This is a genomic window from Xanthobacter pseudotagetidis (assembly GCF_043194795.2).
Classification (GTDB): domain Bacteria; phylum Pseudomonadota; class Alphaproteobacteria; order Rhizobiales; family Xanthobacteraceae; genus Xanthobacter; species Xanthobacter tagetidis_A.
Map to the genome: position 1 here is coordinate 4505654 of NZ_CM195534.1, position 23438 is coordinate 4529091.

25 protein-coding genes, 1 tRNA gene and 1 pseudogene are annotated in these 23438 nt (G+C 70.1%); 18 read left to right on the forward strand and 9 right to left on the reverse strand.

The window, feature by feature from the left end; genetic code table 11:
- Nucleotides 1–68: 68 nt before the first annotated feature.
- Nucleotides 69–395 carry a hypothetical protein gene (locus V5F67_RS20540; RefSeq protein WP_394017873.1) on the forward strand — a complete coding sequence of 109 codons (327 nt, stop codon included), beginning with the start codon at nucleotides 69–71 and terminating at the stop codon, nucleotides 393–395.
- A 30-nt stretch (nucleotides 396–425) separates the two neighbouring features.
- Here the strand turns inward: V5F67_RS20540 and V5F67_RS20545 are convergent, their stop codons facing one another.
- Entirely contained in the window at nucleotides 426–1280 is an 855-nt protein-coding gene (locus V5F67_RS20545; protein WP_394017874.1) for an FTR1 family iron permease, read from the reverse strand.
- Nucleotides 1281–1821: 541 nt separating this feature from the next.
- Between V5F67_RS20545 and V5F67_RS20550 the strand changes: the two genes are divergently transcribed.
- Genes V5F67_RS20550 through V5F67_RS20570 form a run of 5 tightly spaced genes read left to right on the forward strand, consistent with a single transcriptional unit; the run spans nucleotide 1822 to nucleotide 8123 of the window.
- Entirely contained in the window at nucleotides 1822–3114 is a 1293-nt protein-coding gene (locus tag V5F67_RS20550) for an imelysin family protein (protein WP_394017875.1), read from the forward strand.
- Between the two features lie 19 nt (nucleotides 3115–3133).
- Entirely contained in the window at nucleotides 3134–4603 is a 1470-nt protein-coding gene (locus V5F67_RS20555; protein WP_394017876.1) for a multicopper oxidase family protein, read from the forward strand.
- Nucleotides 4600–5847 carry a di-heme oxidoredictase family protein gene (locus tag V5F67_RS20560; protein ID WP_394017877.1) on the forward strand — a complete coding sequence of 416 codons (1248 nt, stop codon included), beginning with the start codon at nucleotides 4600–4602 and terminating at the stop codon, nucleotides 5845–5847. The genes V5F67_RS20555 and V5F67_RS20560 overlap by 4 nt, the downstream gene beginning before the upstream one ends.
- A 57-nt stretch (nucleotides 5848–5904) precedes the next feature.
- Entirely contained in the window at nucleotides 5905–6990 is a 1086-nt protein-coding gene (locus V5F67_RS20565) for an imelysin family protein (RefSeq protein ID WP_394017878.1), read from the forward strand.
- Nucleotides 6991–6998: 8 nt separating this feature from the next.
- Nucleotides 6999–8123 carry a DUF1513 domain-containing protein gene (locus V5F67_RS20570; RefSeq protein ID WP_394017879.1) on the forward strand — a complete coding sequence of 375 codons (1125 nt, stop codon included), beginning with the start codon at nucleotides 6999–7001 and terminating at the stop codon, nucleotides 8121–8123.
- Nucleotides 8124–8130: 7 nt separating this feature from the next.
- Here V5F67_RS20570 and V5F67_RS20575 read toward each other — a convergent pair whose 3' ends face one another.
- The gene (locus V5F67_RS20575) at nucleotides 8131–8526 is read right to left on the reverse strand and encodes an acyl-CoA thioesterase (RefSeq protein WP_394017880.1); all 396 of its coding nucleotides are present in this window, start codon (nucleotides 8524–8526) and stop codon (nucleotides 8131–8133) included.
- Between the two features lie 346 nt (nucleotides 8527–8872).
- Here V5F67_RS20575 and V5F67_RS20580 point away from each other — a divergent pair, with 346 nt between their 5' ends.
- The 8 genes and pseudogenes from V5F67_RS20580 to V5F67_RS20615 all read left to right on the forward strand — a co-directional run bounded on the left by V5F67_RS20580 (nucleotide 8873) and on the right by V5F67_RS20615 (nucleotide 14184).
- Entirely contained in the window at nucleotides 8873–9910 is a 1038-nt protein-coding gene (locus tag V5F67_RS20580; protein ID WP_394018246.1) for a linear amide C-N hydrolase, read from the forward strand.
- 167 nt (nucleotides 9911–10077) lie between these two features.
- A pseudogene (gene rplU, locus V5F67_RS20585) lies at nucleotides 10078–10374 on the forward strand (50S ribosomal protein L21); the annotation flags it as partial.
- A 90-nt stretch (nucleotides 10375–10464) separates the two neighbouring features.
- Nucleotides 10465–10737, forward strand: coding sequence for a 50S ribosomal protein L27 (gene rpmA / locus V5F67_RS20590; protein WP_394017881.1), 273 nt, complete (start codon nucleotides 10465–10467; stop codon nucleotides 10735–10737).
- Nucleotides 10738–10897: 160 nt separating this feature from the next.
- Entirely contained in the window at nucleotides 10898–11524 is a 627-nt protein-coding gene (locus tag V5F67_RS20595) for a GNAT family N-acetyltransferase (RefSeq protein WP_394017882.1), read from the forward strand.
- Between the two features lie 93 nt (nucleotides 11525–11617).
- Nucleotides 11618–12382: a ComF family protein gene (locus tag V5F67_RS20600; RefSeq protein ID WP_394017883.1), complete on the forward strand. Its 765-nt coding sequence runs from the start codon at nucleotides 11618–11620 to the stop codon at nucleotides 12380–12382.
- A 67-nt stretch (nucleotides 12383–12449) separates the two neighbouring features.
- The gene (gene grxC / locus V5F67_RS20605; protein ID WP_394017884.1) at nucleotides 12450–12707 is read left to right on the forward strand and encodes a glutaredoxin 3; all 258 of its coding nucleotides are present in this window, start codon (nucleotides 12450–12452) and stop codon (nucleotides 12705–12707) included.
- A gap of 116 nt (nucleotides 12708–12823) precedes the next feature.
- Nucleotides 12824–13708 (forward strand): carbon-nitrogen hydrolase family protein, encoded by an 885-nt coding sequence (locus V5F67_RS20610; RefSeq protein ID WP_394017885.1) that lies wholly within the window; start codon nucleotides 12824–12826, stop codon nucleotides 13706–13708.
- Nucleotides 13705–14184, forward strand: a complete 480-nt coding sequence (locus V5F67_RS20615) for a DUF1178 family protein (RefSeq protein WP_394017886.1) — start codon at nucleotides 13705–13707, stop codon at nucleotides 14182–14184. The genes V5F67_RS20610 and V5F67_RS20615 overlap by 4 nt, the downstream gene beginning before the upstream one ends.
- Nucleotides 14185–14197: 13 nt before the next feature.
- Here the strand turns inward: V5F67_RS20615 and ubiG are convergent, their stop codons facing one another.
- Nucleotides 14198–14938, reverse strand: a complete 741-nt coding sequence (gene ubiG / locus V5F67_RS20620) for a bifunctional 2-polyprenyl-6-hydroxyphenol methylase/3-demethylubiquinol 3-O-methyltransferase UbiG (protein ID WP_394017887.1) — start codon at nucleotides 14936–14938, stop codon at nucleotides 14198–14200.
- A 141-nt stretch (nucleotides 14939–15079) separates the two neighbouring features.
- On the opposite strand from ubiG, the gene V5F67_RS20625 reads away from it, so the two are divergent.
- From V5F67_RS20625 to V5F67_RS20640, 4 genes are all read left to right on the forward strand, one after another.
- Nucleotides 15080–15154: transfer RNA gene (locus V5F67_RS20625), tRNA-Val, on the forward strand.
- A 169-nt stretch (nucleotides 15155–15323) separates the two neighbouring features.
- Nucleotides 15324–16388 carry a ferrochelatase gene (gene hemH, locus V5F67_RS20630; RefSeq protein WP_394017888.1) on the forward strand — a complete coding sequence of 355 codons (1065 nt, stop codon included), beginning with the start codon at nucleotides 15324–15326 and terminating at the stop codon, nucleotides 16386–16388.
- Nucleotides 16389–16601: 213 nt separating this feature from the next.
- Nucleotides 16602–16904, forward strand: coding sequence for a BrnT family toxin (locus V5F67_RS20635; RefSeq protein WP_394017889.1), 303 nt, complete (start codon nucleotides 16602–16604; stop codon nucleotides 16902–16904).
- A complete protein-coding gene (locus tag V5F67_RS20640; RefSeq protein WP_394017890.1) occupies nucleotides 16888–17121 on the forward strand; it encodes a hypothetical protein in 234 nt (77 codons plus the stop codon). Before V5F67_RS20635 ends, V5F67_RS20640 begins: the two co-directional genes overlap by 17 nt.
- Before the next feature lie 12 nt (nucleotides 17122–17133).
- Here the strand turns inward: V5F67_RS20640 and V5F67_RS20645 are convergent, their stop codons facing one another.
- The 6 genes from V5F67_RS20645 to V5F67_RS20670 form a co-directional block, all read right to left on the reverse strand.
- Entirely contained in the window at nucleotides 17134–18012 is an 879-nt protein-coding gene (locus tag V5F67_RS20645; protein WP_394018248.1) for a methylated-DNA--[protein]-cysteine S-methyltransferase, read from the reverse strand.
- Nucleotides 18013–18139: 127 nt separating this feature from the next.
- The gene (gene bluB / locus V5F67_RS20650) at nucleotides 18140–18811 is read right to left on the reverse strand and encodes a 5,6-dimethylbenzimidazole synthase (protein ID WP_394017891.1); all 672 of its coding nucleotides are present in this window, start codon (nucleotides 18809–18811) and stop codon (nucleotides 18140–18142) included.
- 20 nt (nucleotides 18812–18831) lie between these two features.
- A complete protein-coding gene (gene trpS, locus V5F67_RS20655) occupies nucleotides 18832–19869 on the reverse strand; it encodes a tryptophan--tRNA ligase (protein WP_394017892.1) in 1038 nt (345 codons plus the stop codon).
- A gap of 117 nt (nucleotides 19870–19986) precedes the next feature.
- Nucleotides 19987–21507, reverse strand: coding sequence for a lipid II flippase MurJ (locus V5F67_RS20660; protein ID WP_394017893.1), 1521 nt, complete (start codon nucleotides 21505–21507; stop codon nucleotides 19987–19989).
- Between the two features lie 127 nt (nucleotides 21508–21634).
- On the reverse strand, nucleotides 21635–22276 hold the full coding sequence (locus V5F67_RS20665; protein ID WP_394017894.1) for an outer membrane protein: 642 nt from the start codon (nucleotides 22274–22276) through the stop codon (nucleotides 21635–21637).
- A gap of 182 nt (nucleotides 22277–22458) precedes the next feature.
- Entirely contained in the window at nucleotides 22459–23154 is a 696-nt protein-coding gene (locus V5F67_RS20670) for an outer membrane protein (protein ID WP_394017895.1), read from the reverse strand.
- Between the last annotated feature and the right edge of the window lie 284 nt (nucleotides 23155–23438).

Consider the following 23438-nt stretch of genomic DNA (forward strand, 5'->3'; position numbering starts at 1 on the left):
GGGTTTGGGAATTCGTGTGCGAGGGCGGGATGGTCTCGGCGGACATGGTGGAACGCGTGGCGCGTGCCATGCACGCGTTTTCCCGGCAGCGCTATCCGCTGCTGGAGCCCTGGGAGCAGCTTGCCCCGGAACGGCGCGCCTATCAGCGCCAGCTCGCCGCCCATGCGCTGCAGGCACTGACGCCGCAGGACATCGTCGTCATCACCACCCGCAACGCCCCCGAGATCGCCGCCTTGCCGATGGAGCCCAATCCCTGGGCGCTGGCCGAGCTCCAGGAAGCCGCCATCTCCGACAACGGCACCGCCGCCGACGCGCGGCGCCGCTACCGCTCGCTGCTGGCCACGGGGTGCATGCCGCTGGCCATGCGCCATGCCGACGAGGGCACGACCTCCTGATCCGACCGATTTCCCGGGCTGGACGCGCGCTCAGGCGCGCGCGGCGCCGGCCGGCTTGGCCGCCTGCGGCTTGGCGCGGGCGATACGGCCGTTGACCAGCGCCGAGAGCGCCACGATCACCGCCACCGTCAAAGCGTAGGCGATGAGCTGCATGCCGGTGGGCTCGGCGCGATAGCCGACCAGGGTGCGCAGCACCCGTCCCACGGCGCTGTCGTCGGCGAGCAGCCAGCCGGAGTTCCACACCGGATCGGCCAGCGACTGGATGAAGCCGGCATCCTGCAGGATGCCCACCACCTGCGCCGACAGCCCCGCCGCCAGCAGGGTGATAAGGACGGCGGTGACCTTGAAGAGATGCTTCAGCGGGATCGCCACGAGCCCGCGATAGAGCACGAACGACACCAGCGCACCGCCGAGCAACCCGAGGCCGGCGCCGAGCGCCACGTCCTGCGCCGTCTCCGCGCCGGTGGCGACGATGCCGTACATGAACAGCACGATCTCCACGCCCTCGCGCAGCACCGCCATGCCCACCACCACGGCGAGCGCGGTGAGCGGCTTGCGGCCCTCCTTCACGTCGCGGCCGACGGCCTTCATCTCGGCCACCATCTCGCGCCCGTGGCTCGCCATCCAGACCACGGTCCACACCAGCATCACCACCGCCACCGAGAGGATGGCGGCGTTCAGCACGTCCTGGCCGGAGCCCTCGAACAGACCCGAGATCTGGTCGGCGAACAGCGCCAGCAGCCCCGAGCCGAGCACGCCGGCCACGAGGCCGCCGGTGATGAAGAGGCCGCGGCCGCGTATGCCTTCGGTGGCCGCCAGCACCACGCCCACCACGAGCCCGGCCTCCAGCACCTCCCGGAACACGATCAGCAAAGCTGCAAGCATGGCTCAGGTCCTCGAAACGCTCTCCCACGAACCGCCCGGCGGCCTGCGCCGGGGCATCAACTCGGCCGGGAGCGGCGGAATACTCGCGTCCGCCGGATGGAAACCAAATGGCAGAATAAATTGACCTTGCGTAAGAGCGGTAAAACTCGCTCTTTCTGTCTCGAGTCCTACACCTGGGCGATGGACCTGTCATCGCCGGCGGCATTCATTAGATTTGGAATAATTACATCTTATAGCCGCTCACACGGCGTAAATCCGTCGGCCGGGATGCGCAGGGGACGACAAGCGCTCCCTGCAGCGTCCACCGGTTCGCAAGCCGAAGAAATCGCTGCGCCCCCGGCGCGATGATAATTTGACACACCCGGGTGAAACGGGCCCATTTCATCTTTCAAATGCACGGATTGGCCGGCGAATTCAGAATATGGAACCATTCTATTCTTGAATGCCTGTCTTGCCGCGCCGGGGGGCGCTCCCTAAGGTCGCGGCGCGGGCCGATTGCGCCCACCCTTTCTCAAACGCGCTTTCTCGAGGAGACAGGTCGATGCGCGTCCACATGATGATTGGCGCCCTTGCCGCGGCCATCGGCGCCTCGGCTTTCGCCTTGCCGGCCGTCGCTGAGGCGCCGAAGGCTCCCAAGCCACGCGACGTGATTGTCCATTATGCCGACCTCGCGCAGGTCATGTATGAAGGCTCGGCGCTCGCCGCCAAGGAGCTGCAAGCGAAAGTCGATGCCTTGATCGCCGCGCCGAGCGCGGACACCCTCAACGCCGCCCGCGATGCCTGGCGCAAGGCGCGCGAGCCCTACCAGCAGACCGAGGCCTTCCGTTTCGGCAACCCCATCGTCGACGAGTGGGAAGGCAACGTGAACGCCTGGCCGCTCGACGAGGGCCTGATCGACTATGTGGAGAAGAAGTCGTACGGCGAGACGTCGGACGAGAACCCGCTCTACACCGCCAACATCATCGCCTCGAAGTCGATCCGCGTCGGCAAGAAGACCATCGACGTCTCCAAGATCACCCCCAAGCTGCTGCATGACCTCAACTCCGCCGGCGGCGTCGAGGCCAACGTGACCAGCGGCTGGCACGCGGTCGAGTTCCTGCTCTGGGGCCAGGACCTGCACGGCACCGAGAAGGGCGCCGGCGAGCGGCCCTATACCGACTACGACACCAAGGCCTGCACCCACGGCAATTGCGAGCGCCGCGCCCAGTTCCTGAAGGTCGCCACCGACACGCTGGTCGCCGACCTCGACGAGATGGCGAAGGACTGGGGTCCGAAGGGCAAGGCCCGCGCCGCGCTGCTGAAGAAGAAGGACAAGGCCGGGCTGGCCGTGATCTTCACCGGCATCGGCTCGCTCTCCTATGGCGAGCTGGCCGGCGAGCGCATGAAGCTCGGCCTCATCCTGCACGACACCGAGGAGGAGCACGACTGCTTCTCCGACAACACCCACAACTCCCATTACTTCGACGAGGTCGGCATCCGCGACGTCTATTACGGCCGCTACAAGAAGGCGGACGGCACCGAGGTGACCGGCGCGTCGGTCGCCGACCTGGTGCGCGCCGCCGACCCGAAAGTCGCCGACGAGATCGACGCCAAGTCCGAGGCCGCCCTCGCGGCGCTTAAGAAGATCAAGGACTTGGGTGACAGCGGCGAGATGTATTACGACATGATGCTCGCCGAGGGGAACACCGCCGGCAACAAGCTGATCCAGGACGGCGTCGACGCCCTGGTCGCCCAGGCCCATGCCATCGAGCGCGGCGTCGCGGTGCTCAAGCTCCAGATCAAGATGGAGGGCTCAGACAGCCTCGACGACCCGAGCAAGGTCGAGAAGAAGTGAGGCCGGCGGGGGTGCGCTGATGATCACGCGGCGGGGATTCGTTCTCGGGGGAGCGGCGGCGGGAACGCTGGCGCTCTCCCCCTCCGCCGCGGGGCAGATGCCGCGCCCCGTCGACACCCTGCCCGCCGATGCGCCGGTGCGGCACCTTTCCTTGACCGCCGCCGAGATGGATGTGCCCCTGCTCGGAGCGGACAAGCCGGTCACGCGGCATTTCTGCGCCTATAACGGCACGCCGCTGATGCGCCTGCGGGCGCCGCGCGGCACCCGCCTCAGGGTCGACTTCACCAACGCCCTTCCAAGCGCCACCACGGTCCACTGGCACGGCGTGCGCGTGCCCTACCTCTCGGACGGGGTCGCGCCCATCACCCAGGAGCCGATCCCGGCCGGCGCGTCCTTCGCCTATGACGTGCCGCTGCCCGATCCCGGCTTCTATTTCTTCCACCCCCATTGCGACGAGACCGGCCAGGTGGGCCGGGGCCTGGTGGCGCTGCTGCTGGTGGACGATCCGGCCGAGGCCAAGGTGCCGTTCGACCTGGAGCACGTGATCGTGGTGAAGGACTGGCGCCTCGGCGAGGACGGCCAGTTCATGGAGATGTTCACCAACGAGGGCGCCTCCACCGCCGGCACCTTCGGCACCGTGCGCGCCACCAACGGCTCGGTGGTTCCGCCCCGGATCGAGGCGCCCGCCCATGGCGACGTCCGGGTGCGTGCCATCGTCGCCGATTCCACCCGCGTGATCGATTTCGGCTGCGACACCGAGGAGGCGGCGATCCTCGCCTGCGACGGCCAGGCGATCCCGCCGATCCTGCTCGACACGGCGCCGGACGGCATCTGGCGCATGGGCCCCGCCCAGCGGCTCGACGTGCATGTGCGCATGCCTGGGCCCGGCGCCGAGGTGAAGATCTACGACTACCGCACCGCCGAGCCCTATCTGCTCACCACGTTGGTGGCCGTGGACAAGGGCCGGAAGAAGCGCCCGTTCAAGCCGCTGGCCCTGCCGATCGCCAAGGAGGTGCCGCTGCCGGACCTCAAGCGGGCGCAGCGTCTCGATTTCCTCGTTCAGACGGCGGCCGGCGCCATCGCAGTCGCGCCGCCGCTGCCGCCGGACGACCCGCTCGCCAAGGCCTTGATCGAATCGGTCTGCGTCGGCGACAAGACCTTCTGGGCCATCAACCGCAATTCCTGGGGCGCGGGGGCGGATCTGCGCCTGCCACCGCCGCTGGACACGCTCAAGGACGGGCAGAGCTACATCCTGTCCATCGCCAACGTCACCAAGCACCCCCACCCCATGCACCTGCACGGCCACATCTTCCGCGTGCTGTCCTCGTCGCGGAAGAAGATGCCGCAATATCTCGCCGACACGGTGCTGGTGGAGCCGAACGAAACCGTGGAGATCGCCTTCAAGGCGACCAGCGGCAACTGGGTGTTCCACTGCCACATCCTGGAACACATGGATTCCGGCCTCATGGGCTGGTTCAGGATCGCATGAACGCGCGGCGCCTCCTCGCCGCCGCGGGCGCGCTCGGGCTCCTGCTGCTGGCGCAGCCGGCGGGCGCGCTGGACCCGCTCGACATCAAGATCGGCAAGGCCCTGTTCAAGCGCCTCTGGGTGCCCGCGCCCGCCTCCACGCGCGGCGACGACGGGCTCGGGCCGCTGTTCGACGCCCGCTCCTGCGCCTCCTGCCATCCGCGGGACGGGCGCGCCGCCGCCCGCTTCGATGCCGAGGGCCACCTGGAAGGCCGCGGCGTGGTGCTGATGATCGGCACGCCGGACGGCGCGGGCGATCCGGTCTATGGCCGCAGGTTCCAGATCGACGCCGCGCCGGGCATCCGCGCCGAGGGCGTGCTCGGCGCGCGCGACGAAACCCTCCCCGACGGCCGCCGCGCGCGGCATCCCCAGTTGAGCGATCTCGGCTACGGCCCGCTCGCCCCGGCGAGCGGGATGTCGCTGCGCGTCGCGCCGGACCTCTACGGCCGCGGCGCCATGGCGCGCGTCGCCGACGCCGACATCCTGGCGGTGGAGGCCGAGCAGGCGCGCGCCGGCGGCGAGGTCTCCGGCCGCGCCCGCCGCGTCGCCCGGCCGGACGGGCGGGTGGAGATCGGCCGCTTCGGCTGGAAGTCCGCCCACCCCACCTTGCGCGAGCAGGTGGCCGAGGCCTTCTTCCTCGACCTCGGCATGTCCAATCCCCTCCACGGCGAGCCCTGGGGCGACTGCACGGCCGCCCAGACCGCATGCCGCGACGCGCCCCACGGCCAAGGCGAGGGCTCCCGCGGGCCGGAGGGCAACGCCCTGGAGATCGGCGAGCCGATCCTCTCCCGCGTGGTCGCCTATGTGGCCTCGCTCCCGGTGCGGGTGCTGGACGCGCCGGCCTCCAGGGAGGGCGCGCGCCTGTTCGCGGGCACCGGCTGCGCCACCTGCCACCGGCCTGAGATCGGCGCCGGGGCGAACGGGGCGCGGCTGTTCTCGGACCTCCTGCTCCACGACATGGGCGAGAGACTGAAGGACGGCATGGAGGAGCCCGGCATCGGCCCGTCCGAATGGCGCACCGCGCCGCTCGCCGGCCTCTCCGATGCGCTCGCCCGCAACACCGGCCTGCTGCATGACGGCCGCGCCCGCGACGTGTCCGAGGCCATCGCCTGGCATGGCGGCGAGGGGGCCGGCGCCGTGCGGCGCTTCAACGCGCTGTCCGGCCGCGAGAAGGCCGCGCTCATCGCCTATGTGTCGTCGCTATAATGATCAGGTGACGCCGGGCCGCTGGCTGGCCGCGTCCATTGTCCGGAGCCGCGCGGAATGACCGAGCAAAGCCCCTTCGCCCTCGTCCGCCGCGCCGCGCTCGCGCTGGCTCTCGCCATCGGCGCGCCGGCTGTGCCGGCCGCCGCCGCGAGCCTCGATCCGGTGCCGCTGATCGAGACCTGGCTGCTGCCGCGCTATGACGCGCTGGCCGCCGCCGCCGCCACCCAGAAGGACGCCTGGGGCGCCTTCTGCGCCAAGCCGGAGGCGGCGGGCGTGGGCGCCCTCAGGGAGGCCTACGGCAGGGCCGCGGACGCCTGGAACGCGGTGGAGTTCATCACCTTCGGGCCGGTGACGCTGTCGCTCAGGGCCGACCGCTTCTCCTTCTTCCCCGATCGGCGCAACGCCATCGCCCGCGCCATGGCGGACCTGATCGGCGACGACGATGCCGACCGGCTCGCCCCCGCGCGCTTCGCCCAGGCGAGCGCGGCGGTGCAGGGCCTGCCGGCCCTGGAGCGGCTGCTGTTCGACCAGGGCGCCGAGGCGGCGCTGGTCTCCGGCGACGAAGCCGCGCGGCGCTGCGCCCTCGGGGTCGCCATCGCCGGCAACCTCGCCGCCATCGCCGCCGACATCCGCGCCGGCTGGGGCGACCGGGCCTCGGGCGCGCTCGGCGCCATCGTCTCCGGCAAGGGCGACCCGGCCCTGTTCGCGGACGTCGGCGCGCTGCCGGGCCTGATCCTCACCGACCTTTCGGGTGCCTTCCAGCGGGTCACCGACACCAAGATCATGCCGGTGCTCGGCTCCGGCCCGGCGGAGGCGAAGCCCGCGCTCGCCGACAGCTGGCGCTCGGGCCGCTCGGGCCGGGTGGTCAAAAACATGATCGAGAGCGCCGACGCGCTCTTGAGGGCGATCGCGCTGCAATTGCCGAGCCGGCCGCAATTCGTGGTCAACAAGGCCGCCGGCGCCGCCGACCAAGCCGCGGCGGCGTTCCCCGCCGACCTCGGCGCGGCGGCGCAGACCGCTTCCGGCGCGGCGGCGATCCAGGCCGCCATCAAGGCGTTCAAGGGCGCGCAGATCACGGTCTACAAGCCCATCGCCTCCTATTTCGGCATCTCGCTGGGCTTCAACGCCCTCGACGGCGACTGAGGCGCGCCATGGCAGGAATTTCGCGCCGTTCCCTCCTTGCCGCCGGGGCGCTCGCCGCCCTGCCGGGGCGGGCCTTCGCAGGTGGTCTCCATGCCCTCGACCACGCCATCGAGGACGGCTGGATCACCACAGCCGGGACTGACGCGGGATTTGCCGCTGTGGCGGTGGACGGCGACTTCGCCGCCGCCGAACGGGCCGCCTCCCCCGACCGCCTCCACGGCATCGAGCCGAGCCCCACCGGCCCCCTCGCGGTGGCGGTGGGGCGCCGGCCGGGGCACGTCGCCATCGTCTTCGACCGCCGGCATGGCGGCGAGGCGGCGCGCTTCGCCCCCGGGGCCGGCCGTGTCTTCTCCGGCCACGGACGCTTCACGCCGGACGGCGCGCTGTTCCTCACCAACGAGATCGAGCGGCCGGCCGGCGGCCCGATGCCCACCATGGGGCGCGGCGTCGTCGCCGTGCGGCGCGCTGACGCCGGCTTCGGGATCGTCGCCGAATGGCCGAGCGGCGGCGACGGCCCGCACGATCTCATGCGCTCGGGCGCCGCGCTGATGATCGCCAATGGCGGCGTCGAGCCGAACACGCCCGAGGCGGGCGACGCGGAGGCCACCGGGTCGAGCATCACGCTGCTCGACCCCGCCACCGGCGCCGCGATCGGCGAGGGCCGCCTTTCCGCCGACCTTGCGAGCCTGTCCCTGCGCCACCTGGACCGCGACGGGCGCGGCGGCACGGTGGTGGCGGCGCAGGAACTGCTGAAGGACGGCGTGGCACGCCCGCTCCTGTTCTCCATCGGCCCCACGGGCGCCCTCGCCCCGTTCGACGCGCCGGAGAACGCGTGGCGCGCCCTGCGCGGCTATGTGGGCTCGGTGGCCTATGACCGCTCCGGCCGCTTCGTCGCCTGCGCCAGCCCGCGCGGCGGGCGGGTGTCGGTGTGGCAGGCGGACGGGCGCTATCTCGGCTTCGTGCCGCTGAACGACGGCTGCGGCCTCGCGGCGGGACCGGAGGCCAGCACCTTCGTCGCCACCTCGGGCTATGGCGAGGTGGTGCGCATAGCCGCCGCGCGCGACGGCGTCGCCATCGTCGCCCGGCGCACCGGCGGCCCGCGCTACGACAACCACATGGTGGCGCTGGGCTGAGCCCGGCTCACTCCGCAGGCGGCAGGGGGCGCGGGCGCCCGTTCTCGTCGATGGCGACGAAGGTGAACACCGCCTCGGTCACCTTCACCGTCTCCTCGCTGGCGCGGGCGCGGCGCCAGGCCTCCACCTCGATGCGCAGCGAGGTGCGACCCTCCTTCACGATGCTGGCGAACAGGCTCACCTCGTCGCCCACCGCCACGGGGGAGAGGAAGCTCATGGCCTCCACCGCCACGGTGGCGGTGCGGCCGCGCGCCCGGCGCGCCGCCACGTTCCCGGCGGCGAGGTCCATCTGCGACATGAGCCAGCCGCCGAAGATGTCGCCGTTGGGATTGGTGTCCGCCGGCATGGCGATGGTGCGGATCACCGGAATGCCTTGCGGCATCTTCGACTCCTTGTCGTGCATGAACGTCTCCACGAAGGCGCGGGCGCCGATTTCCGAACGGTGAGGCTGTCGTCCCACCGAATTAGACAAATTCGCGACCGCGCACAGCCAAATTTCCTTCCTTCCGCGCCGCGCAGCAATCGCGCGGGGGCGGGACATGGAAACCCGACGCCTTCGGTTTATGCTTGTGATGGCGCACCCATCCGGACGCCACGTGTTCAGGCCGATCGGAGCGCACGACGCTGTCTGTCGGCTCCCTTGGCCGAGGAGAACCGCCATGATCTATCGCCGGGCCCACCGCGTCCTTGACCGCAGGAGCAGGTGGACCAGCGCCTTGCGCGGGATCGCGGGCGCTGCGCTGCTCGGCATGCTCGGCATCAGCCAGGCGGAAGCCTGCACCCGCGCGGTCTATCTCGGCAGCGGCGGCGTGAACATCACCGGCCGGACCATGGACTGGGCCGAGGACATGCGCACCAATCTCTGGGCGTTCCCGGCGGGAATCGCGCGCACCGGCGCCGCCGGCGGCGACACGCCGAAATGGACCTCGAAGTACGGCAGCCTGATCGCCTCCGGCTACGACGTGGGAACCGCGGACGGCATCAACGAGCAGGGCCTCGTCGCCAACCTGCTCTACCTCGCCGAATCGGAATACCCGGCGGCGGACGGCAAGCCGGTGCTGTCGATGGCCCTGTGGGCGCAATACGTGCTCGACAATTTCGCCACCGTCGCCGAGGCGGTGGCGGCGCTCTCGAAGGAGACCTTCGTGGTGCGCACCGCCGTGCTGCCCAACGGGCGGGCGGCGCAGCTTCACCTCGCCATCTCGGACGCCTCGGGCGACAGCGCCATCTTCGAGTATCTGGGCGGCAAGCTGGTGATCCATCACGGCCGGCAGTACCAGGTGATGACCAATTCGCCGAGCTTCGACCAGCAGCTCGCCCTCGACGCCTACTGGCAGCAGATCGGCGGCGACGTGTTCCTGCCCGGCACCTTCCGGGCCGCCGACCGGTTCGCGCGCGCGAGCTTCTTCATCAAGTCGCTGCCCACCAAGGCCGAGCCCGCCATCATCTCGGCGGTGCCGGACCAGAGCTACGAGAACCAGGCGGTGGGTTCGGTGGCGAGCGTGATGCGGGCGGTGAGCGTACCGCTCGGCTTCACCATGCCCGGCGCGCCCAATCTCGCCCAGACCATCTGGCGCACGGTGAGCGACCAGAAGAACAAGGTCTATTACTTCGATAGCTCCACCAGTCCCAACAGCTTCTGGGTACCGCTCGCGGACCTCGACCTGAAGCCGGGCGCGCCGGTGAAGAAGCTCACCCTCACGGGCGGCAAGGTCTATGCGGGGAACGCGGCGGCGCAGTTCGAGGCGGCCAAGCCGTTCACCTTCATGCCGGTGGATGTGAAATAGGCCGAAATCCCGGCTGCCGAACGACCGGCGATGGCCGCAGCATTGCCAATCGCCGCCGTTTCGGGTAAGGACCCCGCTTCGCGTGGGCGCTTGCGCCCGCATCCTTTGAAATTTCCGACCGGAAGAAGCCCGCCCTTCGAGGCGCGGCGGAACAGAGCGAGACAAGAATGTTCGCGGTCATCAAGACGGGCGGCAAGCAGTACCGCGTCGCCGCCAACGACGTCATCACGGTTGACAAGATCGAGGCCGAGGCCGGCGCCTCCGTGACCTTCCCGGTGCTCATGCTCGGCGGCGAGAGCGTCGTCGTGGGCGCGCCTCTGGTGGACGGCGCCGCCGTGACCGCCGAGGTGGTGGAGCAGGGCCGGGGCGACAAGGTCATCGCCTTCAAGAAGCGCCGCCGGCAGAACTCGCGCCGCAAGCGCGGCTTCCGCGCCGAGCTCACCACCGTGCGCATCACCGAGATTCGCGGCGCCTGAGCCGCATCTTATTCCCCAGAGGCCGCGCCGGCCGAACGGCCGCGGACGAGGCCTGAAGACAAGACTTAGGAGAGCAAGATGGCTCATAAAAAGGCAGGCGGCTCCTCGCGTAACGGTCGCGATTCCGAGAGCAAGCGCCTCGGCGTGAAGCGCTTCGGCGGCCAGGACGTGATCGCCGGCAACATCATCGTGCGCCAGCGCGGCACCAAGTGGCATCCGGGCCTCAATGTGGGCATGGGCCGCGACCATACCCTTTTCGCCCTGGTGCAAGGCAAGGTCGAGTTCCGCACCAAATCCAACGACCGAACCTACGTATCCGTCATTCCCGCCGCCGCTGAGGCGGCCGAGTAAGCGGCGAGACCTGAAAATGCAGGGTCCCGCCGGTGTCGTCGAACCGGGGGGAGCCTGACCAGGACCGCGCATCGCGCATCTGGGCTCCCGAAAGACCGGGGAGGCGGCACGCCTTCCCGGTCTTTCGTTTTGTCGCACCCGACGTCGACAGGAGCCCGCCATGACCACCATCGAGACCACGCCCGGAGCGCCGCTCGCGGAAAGCTGTATCCCCGTCCTCGAGACCGAGCGGCTGGTGCTCCGCGCCCCGCGCATCGAGGACGTCGCCGCCGTCGCGGAGCTCGCCAACAACCGCAAGATCGCGGAGATGACCGCGAACCTGCCCTATCCGTACCGGGCGTCCGATGCCCGCGCCTTCGTCGAGACGCTGGGCGCCGCCCCCGATGCCGCCACCTTCGCCGTGTTCCTGAAGCGCGAGGGCGACCTCGCCTTCGCCGGCATGTGCTCGTTCGGCCGGCGCCCGCCCGAGCCCGCCCCCGAGATCGGCTACTGGATCGGCGAGCCGTTCTGGGGCCTCGGCGTCGCCACCGAGGCGGTGCGCGCCGTGATCGACTACGCCTTCTCCGAGACCTCGACCGCGCAGCTCATCGGCGCCGCGCGGGTGGTCAACCCGGCCTCGCGGCGGGTGCTGGAGAAGTGCGGCTTCCAGTGGTCCGGCGTCGGCCTGTGCCGGGTGAAGGCGCTCGGCGCCTCGGTGCCGGTGGACCGGTTCCAGCTCGACCGCCGCACCTGGGCCTCGATCCGCGCCTGGGGCGCCGCTGCGCTGCCGCGCCATCTCGCCCACTGAGCGGGGTGCGGGAGCCGCCGGGCCGGCTCCCGCGTCGCCTTCGGCTTTACAGCCGCGCCGGTTCCACTCATGGTTGCCGTGGGAGGGGGGGCCATGGGCCTGTCGTCGTCGCACTTCGCGCGCGCCGCCTGGGCCCTGCGCCGGCTGGGGGACGGGGTGCTCGGACTCGCCCTGCCACCGACCTGCATCTCCTGCGGCGGCGTCACTGGCGTTGCCGGCGGCCTGTGCGGCCAGTGCTGGGGCACTATGGCCTTCGTCACCCGGCCCTATTGCGCGCGCACCGGCGCGCCCTTTCCCTACGATACCGGCGCCATGCTTTCCGCCGCGGCCGCAGCCGACCCGCCGGCCTTCGACCGGGCACGGGCGGCGGTGCTGTTCGAGGGCGTGGCCCGCGACCTCGTCCACAATCTCAAATACGCCGACCGCCTCGACCTGGCGCGGCCCATGGCGCGGCTGATGCGGCAGGCCGGCGGCGAGCTTCTCGCCGACGCGCAGATGCTGGTGCCGGTGCCGCTGCATCCCTTCCGCCTGTGGCGGCGACGCTTCAACCAGGCGGCGCTGCTGGCGCGGCACATCGCGCGCGAGAGCGGTGTGCCGGTCCGCGCCGATCTCCTGGCCCGCACGCGCGTCACGCCGTCACAGACGGCGCTCTCGCGTACCCAGCGCCGCGCCAACGTGGCCGGCGCCTTCGCCGTTCGCCGCACTGCAGCATCCCTGGTGGCGGGAGCGCGGGTCGTGATCGTCGACGACGTCTACACCACGGGGGCGACGCTGGACGCCTGCGCCCGCGCCCTCAGCCGCGCCGGCGCGGCGCGCGTGGATGCCCTGACCTTCGCGCGGGTTGTGGAAACGGGCTGAGTCCCTATGATGCGACGCTTTCGTGACGGCATTCGTCCCGTCATCGCGAGACCCCTGTGACCGCCCCATGAAACCGATCGTCATCTACACCAAGAGCTATTGCCCCTATTGCCATGCGGCGAAGGAGCTGCTGCGCCGCAAAGGCTGGACCTTCACTGAGATCGACGTCACCACCGACGCCGAGGGCCAGCAGAACATGAGCCGCAGGGCCGGCGGGCGCACCACGGTGCCTCAGATCTTCATCGGCGACACCCATGTGGGCGGCTGCGACGATCTCTATGCCCTCGAAGAGGCCGGCAAGCTCGATCCGCTGATGGCGGCCTGACCGCAGACGCGCCCGGCCGCGGCGCGGGCCGCCGTGACTCGGTGCGCCGATTTCGCTAGTCATGGGGGCGAAGGCGGCCGGCGCGAGCGCCCCGCTCCCCATCGAGAGATCGCTGCATGACCTCTTCCGACACGCCGCCCACCCTGCGGGTGGGCCTGGTGCAGATGCGCTCCGGACGCGAAGCCGGCGCCAACCTCGAGGCGGCGCGCGCTCTGGTGCGCGAGGCCGCGCGCGACGGCGCCCAGTATGTGCAGACGCCCGAGACCACCAACCTGATGGAGCTCGATCGCGCGCTGCTGTTCGACAAGCTCGCCGCGGAAGGAGACGACATCACGCTCGCCGCCCTGCGCGAGACCGCGCGCGAGCTGAAGATTCACCTGCACATCGGCTCGCTGGCGCTCAAGGTGTCGGAGAACCGGGCCGTCAACCGCGCCTTCCTGATCGATCCGGACGGCGAGATCACCGCGCGCTACGACAAGATCCACATGTTCGACGTGGATCTGGGCCATGGCGAGAGCTACCGCGAATCCACCGCCTACCGTCCCGGCGAGCGCGCCGTCCTGGCGGAAGCGGGCGCGGTGCCGCTCGGCCTCACCATCTGCTACGACCTGCGCTTCCCGGCGCTCTACCGGGCGCTGACGGAGGCCGGCGCGAAGGTGCTGACGGTTCCCGCCGCCTTCACCCGCCCCACGGGCGAGGCGCACTGGCACGTGCTGCTGCGCGCCCGCGCCATCGAGAACGGCGCCTATGTGCTGGCTGCCGCCCAGGGCGGACGCCACGAGAACGGCCGCGACACCTACGGCCATTCGCTGATCGTCGACCCCTGGGGCCGCGTCATCGCCGAGGGCGGCACCGATCCGGGTGTGATCCTCGCCGAGATCGACCTCGCCGAGGTCGCCTCCGCCCGCGCGCGCATCCCCTCGCTCACCCACGGGCGGCGCTTCGAGGTGGCCAGCCCGGGACAGGCGGGGCGCCTGCATGTGGTCGGGGCCTCGTCGTGATCCGCTACACCCTGAACTGCACCTGCGGCCACGCCTTCGAGAGCTGGTTCCCCTCCTCCGCCAGCTATGACAGCCAGCGCGCCCGCGGCCTCGTCACCTGCCCGAGCTGCAACGCCACGACGGTGGAGAAGGCGGTGATGGCGCCCGCCGTCGCCCGCACCGACAAGCCGGGCCGCGACGCGCCTCAGGCTGCGGCCGCCCCCGCCGAGCCGGCCCGCGATAGCGCGACGCCGATGGCGCTCATGGGCCGCCCGGAGGGCGAGCTTGCCGATTTGCTGCGGCGGCTGCGCGACCATGTGGTGTCGAACGCGGACTATGTGGGCGCCGACTTCGCCGACCTCGCCCGCAAGATGCACGATGGCGAGCTGGAGCACCGCTCCATCTATGGCGAGGCGACCACCGACGAGGTGAAGGCCCTGCGCGAGGACGAGGTGGAGGTGTTTCCGCTGCCTGTGGTGCCGGAGGATCGGAATTGAACTTGCACTCAGTTCAAATGCGCTCCGCCACCAGAAAGTAGTTCACGTCCGTGTCCGGCGACAGGCGGAAGGCGCTCCTCAGCGGGTCGTAGACCATGCCGGCCTTCTCGCTCACCGCGAAGCCGGCGCCGGCCAGCGTCGCCTCCAGCTCGTCCGGAGTGATGAACTTCTCCCAGCGGTGCGTGCCCGGCGGCAGCCAGCGCAGCACGTACTCCGCGCCGACGATGGCGAGGGCGAAGCTCTTCGGCGTGCGGTTGAGGGTCGAGAGCACCAGCGCGCCGCCCTCCGCCACCAGCGCGCCGGCGGTGCGCACGAACAGCCCCACGTCCGCCACGTGCTCCACCACCTCCAGCGCCACCACCACATCGAAGCGGGCGCCGCGCGCCAACAGCTCCTCGGCGGTGACGGGAAAATACTCGATGTCGAGCCCAGCCTCGGCCGCATGCGCCCGCGCCACGTCCACGTTGCCGGGGGCGGGATCGATGCCCGTCACCTTCGCGCCCATGCGGGCGAGCGGCTCGCTCAGAAGCCCGCCGCCGCAGCCGATGTCCAGCACCGAGAGCCCCTTGAGCGGACGCAGGGCACGCGGGTCGCGGCCGAAGCGGCGCACCAGCACGTCGCGCAGGAAGGCGAGCCGGGCCGGGTTCATGGCGTGGAGCGGCGCCATCTTGCCCTTCTCGTCCCACCACTGCGCTCCGAGCGCGTCGAAGCGCGCGACCTCGGCGGGATCGACGGTCGGCTGGGCCTGCGACATGGGACGCCTCCTTGCGGCCAAAGCAATACGCCGCGTGGCCGCCGGGGGCAAACCGGAGCCGCCGCAAGCCGTCCACCGCTCGCTTCGTCCCCCGCCTTGCCTCCGGCGAAAGGAGCCGATATAGAGGCCGCTCCTGCGGAGGGGCGCGTAGCTCAGCGGGAGAGCACTACGTTGACATCGTAGGGGTCACAGGTTCGATCCCTGTCGCGCCCACCATCCCTCACCACCCGTTCGACGCCGGCAAGCACCGCCCCTTCCGGGGCGCCCTGCGGCAACGGCGCGCGCATCTGCCGGCAGCGCCGTTGCGTATCGTCCGCGACCGCGCATTGACGCGCCCATCCCCTTGCCCCAATGGGGGTAGCCCCGCCCGGCCGAGGTGAGACCAATGAACACGAGCCCAAAAGCCGCCTTCACGCCCGACGCCTCCCACTTTCCGCCGGACCACCCGCAGGCCGCCCATGGCCGCATCGGCGTGCTGATCGTCAATCTGGGCACCCCCGAGGGCACGGACTACTGGTCCATGCGCGCCTACCTGAAGGAGTTCCTCTCCGACCGGCGGGTGATCGAGGTCAACCGCGTGGTGTGGTGGTTCGTGCTCAACGCCATCGTGCTCACCAAGCGTCCCGGCCCCAAGGGCAAGGACTATGCGAGCATCTGGAACACCGAGCGCGACGAAGGCCCGCTGAAGACCATCACCCGCGACCAGGCCGAGAAGCTCGCCGCGCACCTCGCGGCGCGCGACCCGCGCATCGTCGTCGACTGGGCCATGCGCTACGGCAAGCCGCCCATCGCCGAGCGCATCGCCGCGCTCCAGGCACAGGGATGCGAGCGCATCCTCATCGTGCCGCTTTATCCGCAATATTCCGCCGCCACCACCGCCACCGTCTGCGACAAGGCGTTCGACGCGCTGAAGGCCATGCGCTGGCAGCCGGTCATCCGCGTGGCGCCGCCCTGGCACGATGACCCGGTCTATATCGACCAGGTGGCCACCGCGCTGGAGCAGCACCTCGCCGCGCTCGACTTCGAGCCGGAGGTGATCCTCGCCTCGTTCCACGGCGTGCCGAAATCCTACCTCATGAAGGGCGACCCCTATCACTGCCAGTGCGTGAAGACCGCCCGCCTGCTGCGCGCCCGCCTCGGCATGAGCGAGGAGAAGCTGCGCCTCACCTTCCAGTCCCGCTTCGGCAGCGAGGAGTGGCTCCAGCCCTACACCGACATGACGGTGAAGGCGCTGGCCGAGAGCGGCGTGAAGCGCCTCGCCATCTTCAATCCCGGCTTCGTGGCGGACTGCCTGGAGACGCTGGAGGAGATCGGCGGCGAGAACAAGGAGATCTTCCTGCACCATGGCGGCGAGAAGTTCGCCGCCATCCCCTGCCTCAACGCCACGCCCGAGGGCATGCGGGTGCTGGAGGCGGTGGTGGATCGGGAATTGATGGGGTGGGTGGGGTAGGGGGCGCAACCAGAAAAAGTGCATCCGCGAGGAGGTTGCAAAGTGTACACTTTTTAGATACACACAAGGCATCGCAGACGCATCAACGAACGATACGCCCTAAGCAGCACCAATCAGCCAAGACAAGCTAAACTCTGATTTATTTTGTGAAATCAATCTCAAATCGAAATGGAGACAGCCAATGCAACCCTTTAATTTGAGGATTTTTTCACCATGGACTTCGAATGGGATGAATCCAAGCGACAGGACGTTGTTCGCAAACGATCTGTCGACATTCTCTACGCTGCGCTGATTTTCGATGGCCCGATCCTGACGCGGATCGACAGCCGCAAGGACTACGGCGAAGAGCGCAAAATCTCCATTGGCATGATCGAAGACGAGTGTTTCGTCGTCGTTTACACGGAGCGGGATGGCGGCATTCGCCTTATCACCGCATGGAAGGGAGGTCGCCATGAGCGATCCTCATATCAAGCGAGCCTCGCTCGCGGAAATCCGGAAGATGAAGGAAAGGGGTGAGCTTTTTCACGATCCGAACGCTCCCGAGGGCGAAAGCCTCGGCCCTGACTTCTGGACGGAAGCCACGCTTGAACCGCCGCGCAAGCCGCGTTCGGTGCACCTGAAGCTCGACCCCGAGGTGTTCGACTTCTTCTTCGCCGAGGCGAAGGGCAAGGGTCACCTCACGCGCATGCAGAACGTGCTGAAGGCGTATGTGAAGGCGAAGCAGCGGGCGTGAGCCCCCCTCCCCTCACCCCGCCTTCGGCGCCACCTTGCCGGCTTCCCAGCCCAGTATGGCGCGCTTGCGGGTGAGGCCCCAGTGATAGCCGGTGAGGTCGCCGCTCTTGCCCAGCACCCGGTGGCAGGGGACCACGAAGGAGATCGGGTTCTTGCCCACCGCCGCGCCCACCGCCCGCGCCGCCTTGGGGCTGCCGACGTGCTCGGCTATGGACGAATAGGTGGTGGCGCGGCCCATGGGGATGCGCAGCAGCGTCTCCCACACCCTGATCTCGAAATCGGTGCCGATGAAGACGATGCGCAGCGGCTGGTCGTCCCGGCACGCCTGGGCCGAGAATATGCGCGCCACCAGCGGCGCGGTGGCGGCGGGGTCCTCGACGAAGGCGGCGTTGGGCCAACGCGCGCGCATGTCGTCGAGCGCGGCCGCCTCCTCCCCCGCGTCGGCGAAGGCGAGGCCGCACAGGCCGCGCGGCGTCGCCATGGCGAGCGCCATGCCGAAAGGCGAGGGATGGAAACCGTAGCGGATCAGGAGCCCGGCGCCCCCGGTCTTCCACTCGCCCGGCGACATGGCCTCGTGCACCACGAACAGATCGTGCAGCCGCCCGGGGCCGGACAGGCCCAGCTCCAGCGCCGCGTCGAGCACGTTGGAGCTCTCGGCGACGACGCGCCGGGCGCGGTCCAGCGTCACCGCCTGGAGGAACGCCTTGGGGGTGAGGCCGCACCAGCGGCGGAACAGGTCCGTGAGGGCGCGCGGGGAAACGCCGGCGGCGCGGGCGATCTCCTCCACCTCCGGCTGGCGGCGCACGTGAAGCGAGATGTACGCCACGGCCTGGCGCACCACGGCGTAGTCGCTGGCGGCGATCTCCAGCTGCGTCGCGGGGTTCGCCGTCATGGGGCGGCGCGCGGTCGGCGAGGACGGAAACGGGGCATCGAGCGCCAGCACAGGGCATCTCCCTTCAAGCGAGCTTGGCGCATTCCAGCAGAGCCGGCAATCACCGCCCACCCGATTTCGCCGGCGCTCATGGCCCGGGCCGCCAGGGCGTGCCGAAGCGCTCGGCGAACACCAGCGTGTCGAGCGCCAGCCGCTCGCGCCAGCCGGCGCGCTCCAGGTCCGGCGTGCCGGCGAAACCGGAGACCCGGCCGACGCACAACAACGCCACCGGCAGGATGTGCTCCGGAATGCCGAGGATCGCCCTGAGATCCCCGAGCGAAAGGATCGACACCCAGCCGACGCCGAGATTCTCCGCCCGCGCCGCGAGCCAGATGTTCTGCACCGCGCAGACGGTGGAGTAGACATCCACCTCGCTCTGGTGGGTGCGCCCCAGCACCACCGGACCGGCGCGGCTCCGCTCGCAGGTGACGCACAGGAGCAGCGGCGCCTCCAGCAGCCCTTCGAGCTTCAGCGACCGGTAGAGGTCCGCCCGCTCGCCCTCGAACAGCGCCGCCGCCTCGGCATTGGCGCGGGTGAAGGCGGCATGGAGCGCCCGTTTGGTTTCCGCCTGCCGCACCAGGAGGAAGTTCCAGGGCTGGAGGAAGCCCACCGAGGGCGCCGCATGGCCGGCGGCGAGCAGGCGCGCGACCACGGCGTCCGGGATCGCGTCGGGCAGGAACTCCCGGCGCACGTCGCGGCGGCTTTCGATGCAGCGATAGACCGCGGCGCGCTCCGCGTCGGTGAAGGCGTCGTCGTCCATGCCCGCCTCCAGCGGAAAGATCAGGACCGCACGAGACCCACGATATCCTTCACCTGCCGGATCGTCTCGTCGGCGATCACCCGCGCGCGGCCGGCGCCGTCGGCAAGGATGGCGTCGATGGCGGAGAGGTCGCCCATCAGGCGCTGCATCTCGGCGCCGATGGGGCCGAGCTTGGCAACCGCGAGGTCCACCAGCGCGCCCTTGAAGGTGGAGAACTGAGCGTTGCCGTAGTCCGCCAGCACCGCGCTCTTCGAACTGTCGGCGAGCGCGGCGAAGATGCCGACCAGGTTGTCCGCCTCGGGCCGGCCCTTCAGGCCCTCCTCCTCGGAGGGCAGCGGCTCGGGATCGGTCTTGGCCCGGCGCACCTTGGTGGCGATGGCGTCGGCGTCGTCGGTGAGGTTGATGCGGGAGAAATCGGAAGGGTCCGACTTCGACATCTTCTTCGCGCCGTCACGCAGGCTCATGACACGGGTCGCGGGGCCGGCGATCAGCGGCTCGGTCAGCGGAAAGTAGCCGTCCGCATGGCCGTTGGCGGCGATCGAGGCCGAGAAGTCATTGTTGAACTTCATGGCGATGTCGCGCGTCAATTCCAGATGCTGCTTCTGGTCCTCGCCCACCGGCACATGGGTGGCGCGGTAGAGCAGGATGTCGGCGGCCATCAGGTCCGGATAGGCGAACAGGCCCACGGACGCATTCTCGCGGTCCTTGCCGGCCTTCTCCTTGAACTGCGTCATGCGGTTCAGCCAGCCCATGCGGGCGACGCAGTTGAAGATCCAGGCCAGCTCCGCATGGCCGGAGACCTGGCTCTGGTTGAACACGATGTGCGCCTTGGGATCGATGCCGCAGGCGATGAAGGCGGCCGTCACCTCGCGGATGTGGCGACGCAGCTCCTCGGGGTCCTGCCAGACCGTGATGGCGTGCAGGTCCACCACGCAATAGATGCAGTCGTGGGTCTTCTGCAGCTCCACGAAGCGCTTGATGGCGCCGAGATAATTGCCGAGGTGCAGGTTGCCCGTGGGCTGCACGCCGGAGAACACCCGCTCAACCACCGCCGCCATGGCGACCTCCTCGATGGCGGCACACCGCCTCAAAACCGTTCGCCCCGTCCGGGCGTGGCGCGTCATAGAACGCCGGTGGCGCCGGGCGCAAGGCCGGCGCGGTCGCGCCTTGGGGGCTCAGGCGTTCGCGCGCCGCTTCAGGAGCGCGCGCAGCGGCAGCAGGCAGGCGCCGTAGACGAGCGCCCCCGCGCCGATGAGCGCGCCCAGCCGCAAGGCGGCCGCAAGGCCCGCGCCTTCGGGCGCCGGCCAGGCAGCGGCACCGAGATGGACAGCGAGCGCCATGGCGAGCGTCGCGCCGGCGATGCCGGCCGCCGCGGGAAACAGAGCCGGGTCAAGCTGCAGCGCCCCGCGCCGGGCCAGGAGCGCGCCCAGGGCAAGAATGGAGCAGCCCGCAGAGACCGCCGCGCCGCCCGCCGCTCCCGCCGGCCCGAACGCCGCGCCGAGCGCCGCCCCGGCGCCCAGGCACACGGCGAGCGAGAGCAGCGCGATCCCTTCCGCCGCACCCACGAGGCCCGCCGCCGAGGCGGCGGCGGCGAGGATGCGCTCCAGCCCCTGGAGCGGCAGCGAGAGCGCGAGCACGGCGAGGAACAGCGCCGTCGCCCGCGCATCCCCGGCATCGAAGCTGCCGCGCTGGAACAGGGTGACGACAATGGGCTCGGCGAGCACGGCAAGACCCGCCGCCGCCGGCAGGGCGAAGGCGAGCGCCGCCACCAGCGCCCTGCCGGCCGATGCCCCTTCGCCCTTCTCGCGCACCAGCGCCGGCAGCAGCACCGCGCCCGCGCTCGCACCCACGAGGCCAAGCGGCAAATCCATCAGCCGCTGCGCGTAGTTGAGCGCCGCCACCGCGCCGGGGACGGCGGAGACCAGGGCGATGATGATGATGAGGCGGAACTGGCTCATGCCCGCGAACAGCAGCGCCGGCGAGGCCGCCCGCAGCACCGCGAGCCCGCCGCGCCAGTCCGCCGTGGCGCCGAGGAAGCGGGCCGGCGGGCAGCCGCGCGCGGAAGCCATCATCAGCGCCAGCTGGGCGAGGCCGGCCGCCACCGTCGCCACGGCGATGGCGAAGGCGGCGGTGTCGCTCTCCATCAGCCCTTCGACGAGCAGCGCCGCGATCACCGCCAGCACGGTCAGGTTGGCCGCCATGGGCGCGAGCGCCGGCAGGAGCACCCGGTGCGCCCGGTTGGCGATGCCGCCGAAGACGGCCGCCATGGCCGACAGCGGCAGATAGAGCACGGCGACGCGCCCGCACAGCACCGCCACCTCGGCGCGCGCGCCGCCGGCCTCGAAGCCGGGCGCCAGCAGGCCGATCACCTGGCGCATGAACAGCGCCGCCAGCACCGCCGCGACCAGCAGGGCGCCGGAGAGGAGCACGAAGGCGGCCTTGGCGAGGCCACGCCCCGCGCCGACGCCGTCGCCGCGCTCCTCCGCCTGCGCCAAGGCGGGGATGAAGGCGAGGTTGAACGCGCCTTCCGCCAAGAGGCGCCGGGCCAGCAGCGGCAGCGCCAGCGCCGCGACCAGGGCGTCCGCCACCGGACCCGCGCCGAGAACGGCGGCGGTGGCGGCGTCGCGCACGAAGCCGAGCACGCGCGAGCCGAGCGTCGCGGCCGAGACGAGCGAGGTACGGACGAGGAGCGACATTCCTGTCGCTATGCCGCGCCGGCGCCGCCGTGTCGATGGGCGGCAGGCCGATTCGGCCGGTGCTCCAACGGAGAAAAGGCCGGCCCCTTCCGGAACCGGCCCCCTCCCCCCGCAACGTTTCGGCGGATCAGAACTTGTAGTTGATGCCGATCTTTCCGGTCTGGGCGGTCACGCCCGCGTCGGCGCCGATATTGTCGTAATATTTCGAGCCGAGGTCGGTGTAGAGATACTCGGCCTTGGCGGTCCAGTGGTCGGTCAGCGCGTATTCGATGCCGGCGCCCGCGGTCCAGCCCACATGGGTCTGGGACTGGCTCCAGCCGAAATTGTCGACGCTGTTGTTGCCATAAGCGAGGCCGCCGGTGACATAGGGCAGCACGCGTCCGAAGGCGTAGCCGAGGCGGCCGCGCACGGTGCCGAGCATGTCGAGGCTGCTGGACAGGCCGCCGGTGGAGGCCGAGATGTCGCCGCCCTGGAGGTCGGCCTCGATGCCGGCGACCACATTGTTCGCGAACTGGTAGTTGAAGCCCACCTGGCCGCCGGCCGACCAGCCGGAGGGATTGATCCCGGCGAGGTCCAGCGTATCCTTGCCGCTGCCCCAGCCATAGCCGGCATTGCCGCCGATATAGAAGCCGGTCCACGAGAAGACCGGCGCGGGCACCACGACCGGTGCCTTCGTGACCGGCGCCGGCGCGCGGCCGAGGTCGGCCGCCAGGACCGGACCCGCCGAAAGCACCGAAAGCACCGCCCCCGCGAGCACGACACGCTTCATGACCCACCTCTTGTTCGATCGGCGGGCAAGCTGGCAGCCGCAGCCGGCGCGGCGATGGCCGGTCAAGGGCAAAGCCGTGGCATGGTGGTGGCACCGCTCACGAGGGCGTGTGCCGACCCTTCGGAAAGCAAAAGGGCCCCCGGCGATGCCGGGGGCCCTGAAGCCTGGGACCTTGCAGGCGATCAGAACTTGTAGTTCACGCCGGCCTTCAGGACGCTCATGTCGTAGTTGGTCTTCACCGTGTCGCCGTTCAGGTAGGTGAAGCTGTCGCCGTCGAAGGAGAGATACTGATACTCGCCCTTGACGGTCCAGTTGTTGGTGACGGCGTATTCGAGGCCGCCACCGACGGTCCAGCCCCAGTGGGTGCTGTCCGCGGTCCAGCCGAACGGGCCGGTGTAGGAGGTGTTGGCCCACGCGGCGCCGCCCGTGAAGTACGGCAGGAAGCGGTCCATGGCGTAGCCGATGCGGCCGCGGATGGTGCCGTAGGTGTCGAGGCTCTGGGAGGCGAAGGCGCCGCCCACCGGGCCGCCGATCAGCAGGTTGTTGGAGCCAATGTCGGCGAACTGGAGGTCGGCCTCGAGGCCGAGCACCACGTTGTTCGCGAACTGGTAGTTGAAGCCGGCCTGCAGACCACCGGTGAAGCCGTCGGCGTTGCCGAGGCCGTAGGAGAAGGTCGGGCCGAGGAACGGGGTGTAGTCGAGCGAGCTGTTGCCCCAGGCATAGCCCACGTTGCCGCCGATGTAGAAGCCGGTCCACGAGAACACCTGCACCGGGACCACCGCCGCCTTCACCGGATAGCGGTTCGCGAGATCCGCGGCGGAAGCCGAGGCCGCCATCAGCGCGAGGGCGGAAACTCCGAGAAGGGTACGCTTGAACATGACAGTTACCTTCTTGTTGGTGTCGGCCCGCCCCGCAAAGGCGACCCCGACGATGGCGCAATAACTAACCAGATCAGCCCCCCGCGTCTGTAACCGAAGCGCCACACCCGAAAAATCAAACACGGCGTGTCTGTGGCGATTATTTAACGCGAGGTAACCATGCTTGCCCCATTGCGACCACAATACGACGAGGACTTTAAACATTGTCTTACTTTTCGGAATTTTGTGGAGCTCGCGCATACGAGTAATCCCACAACTTCAGAGGGCGACAACAGTACAGCCGA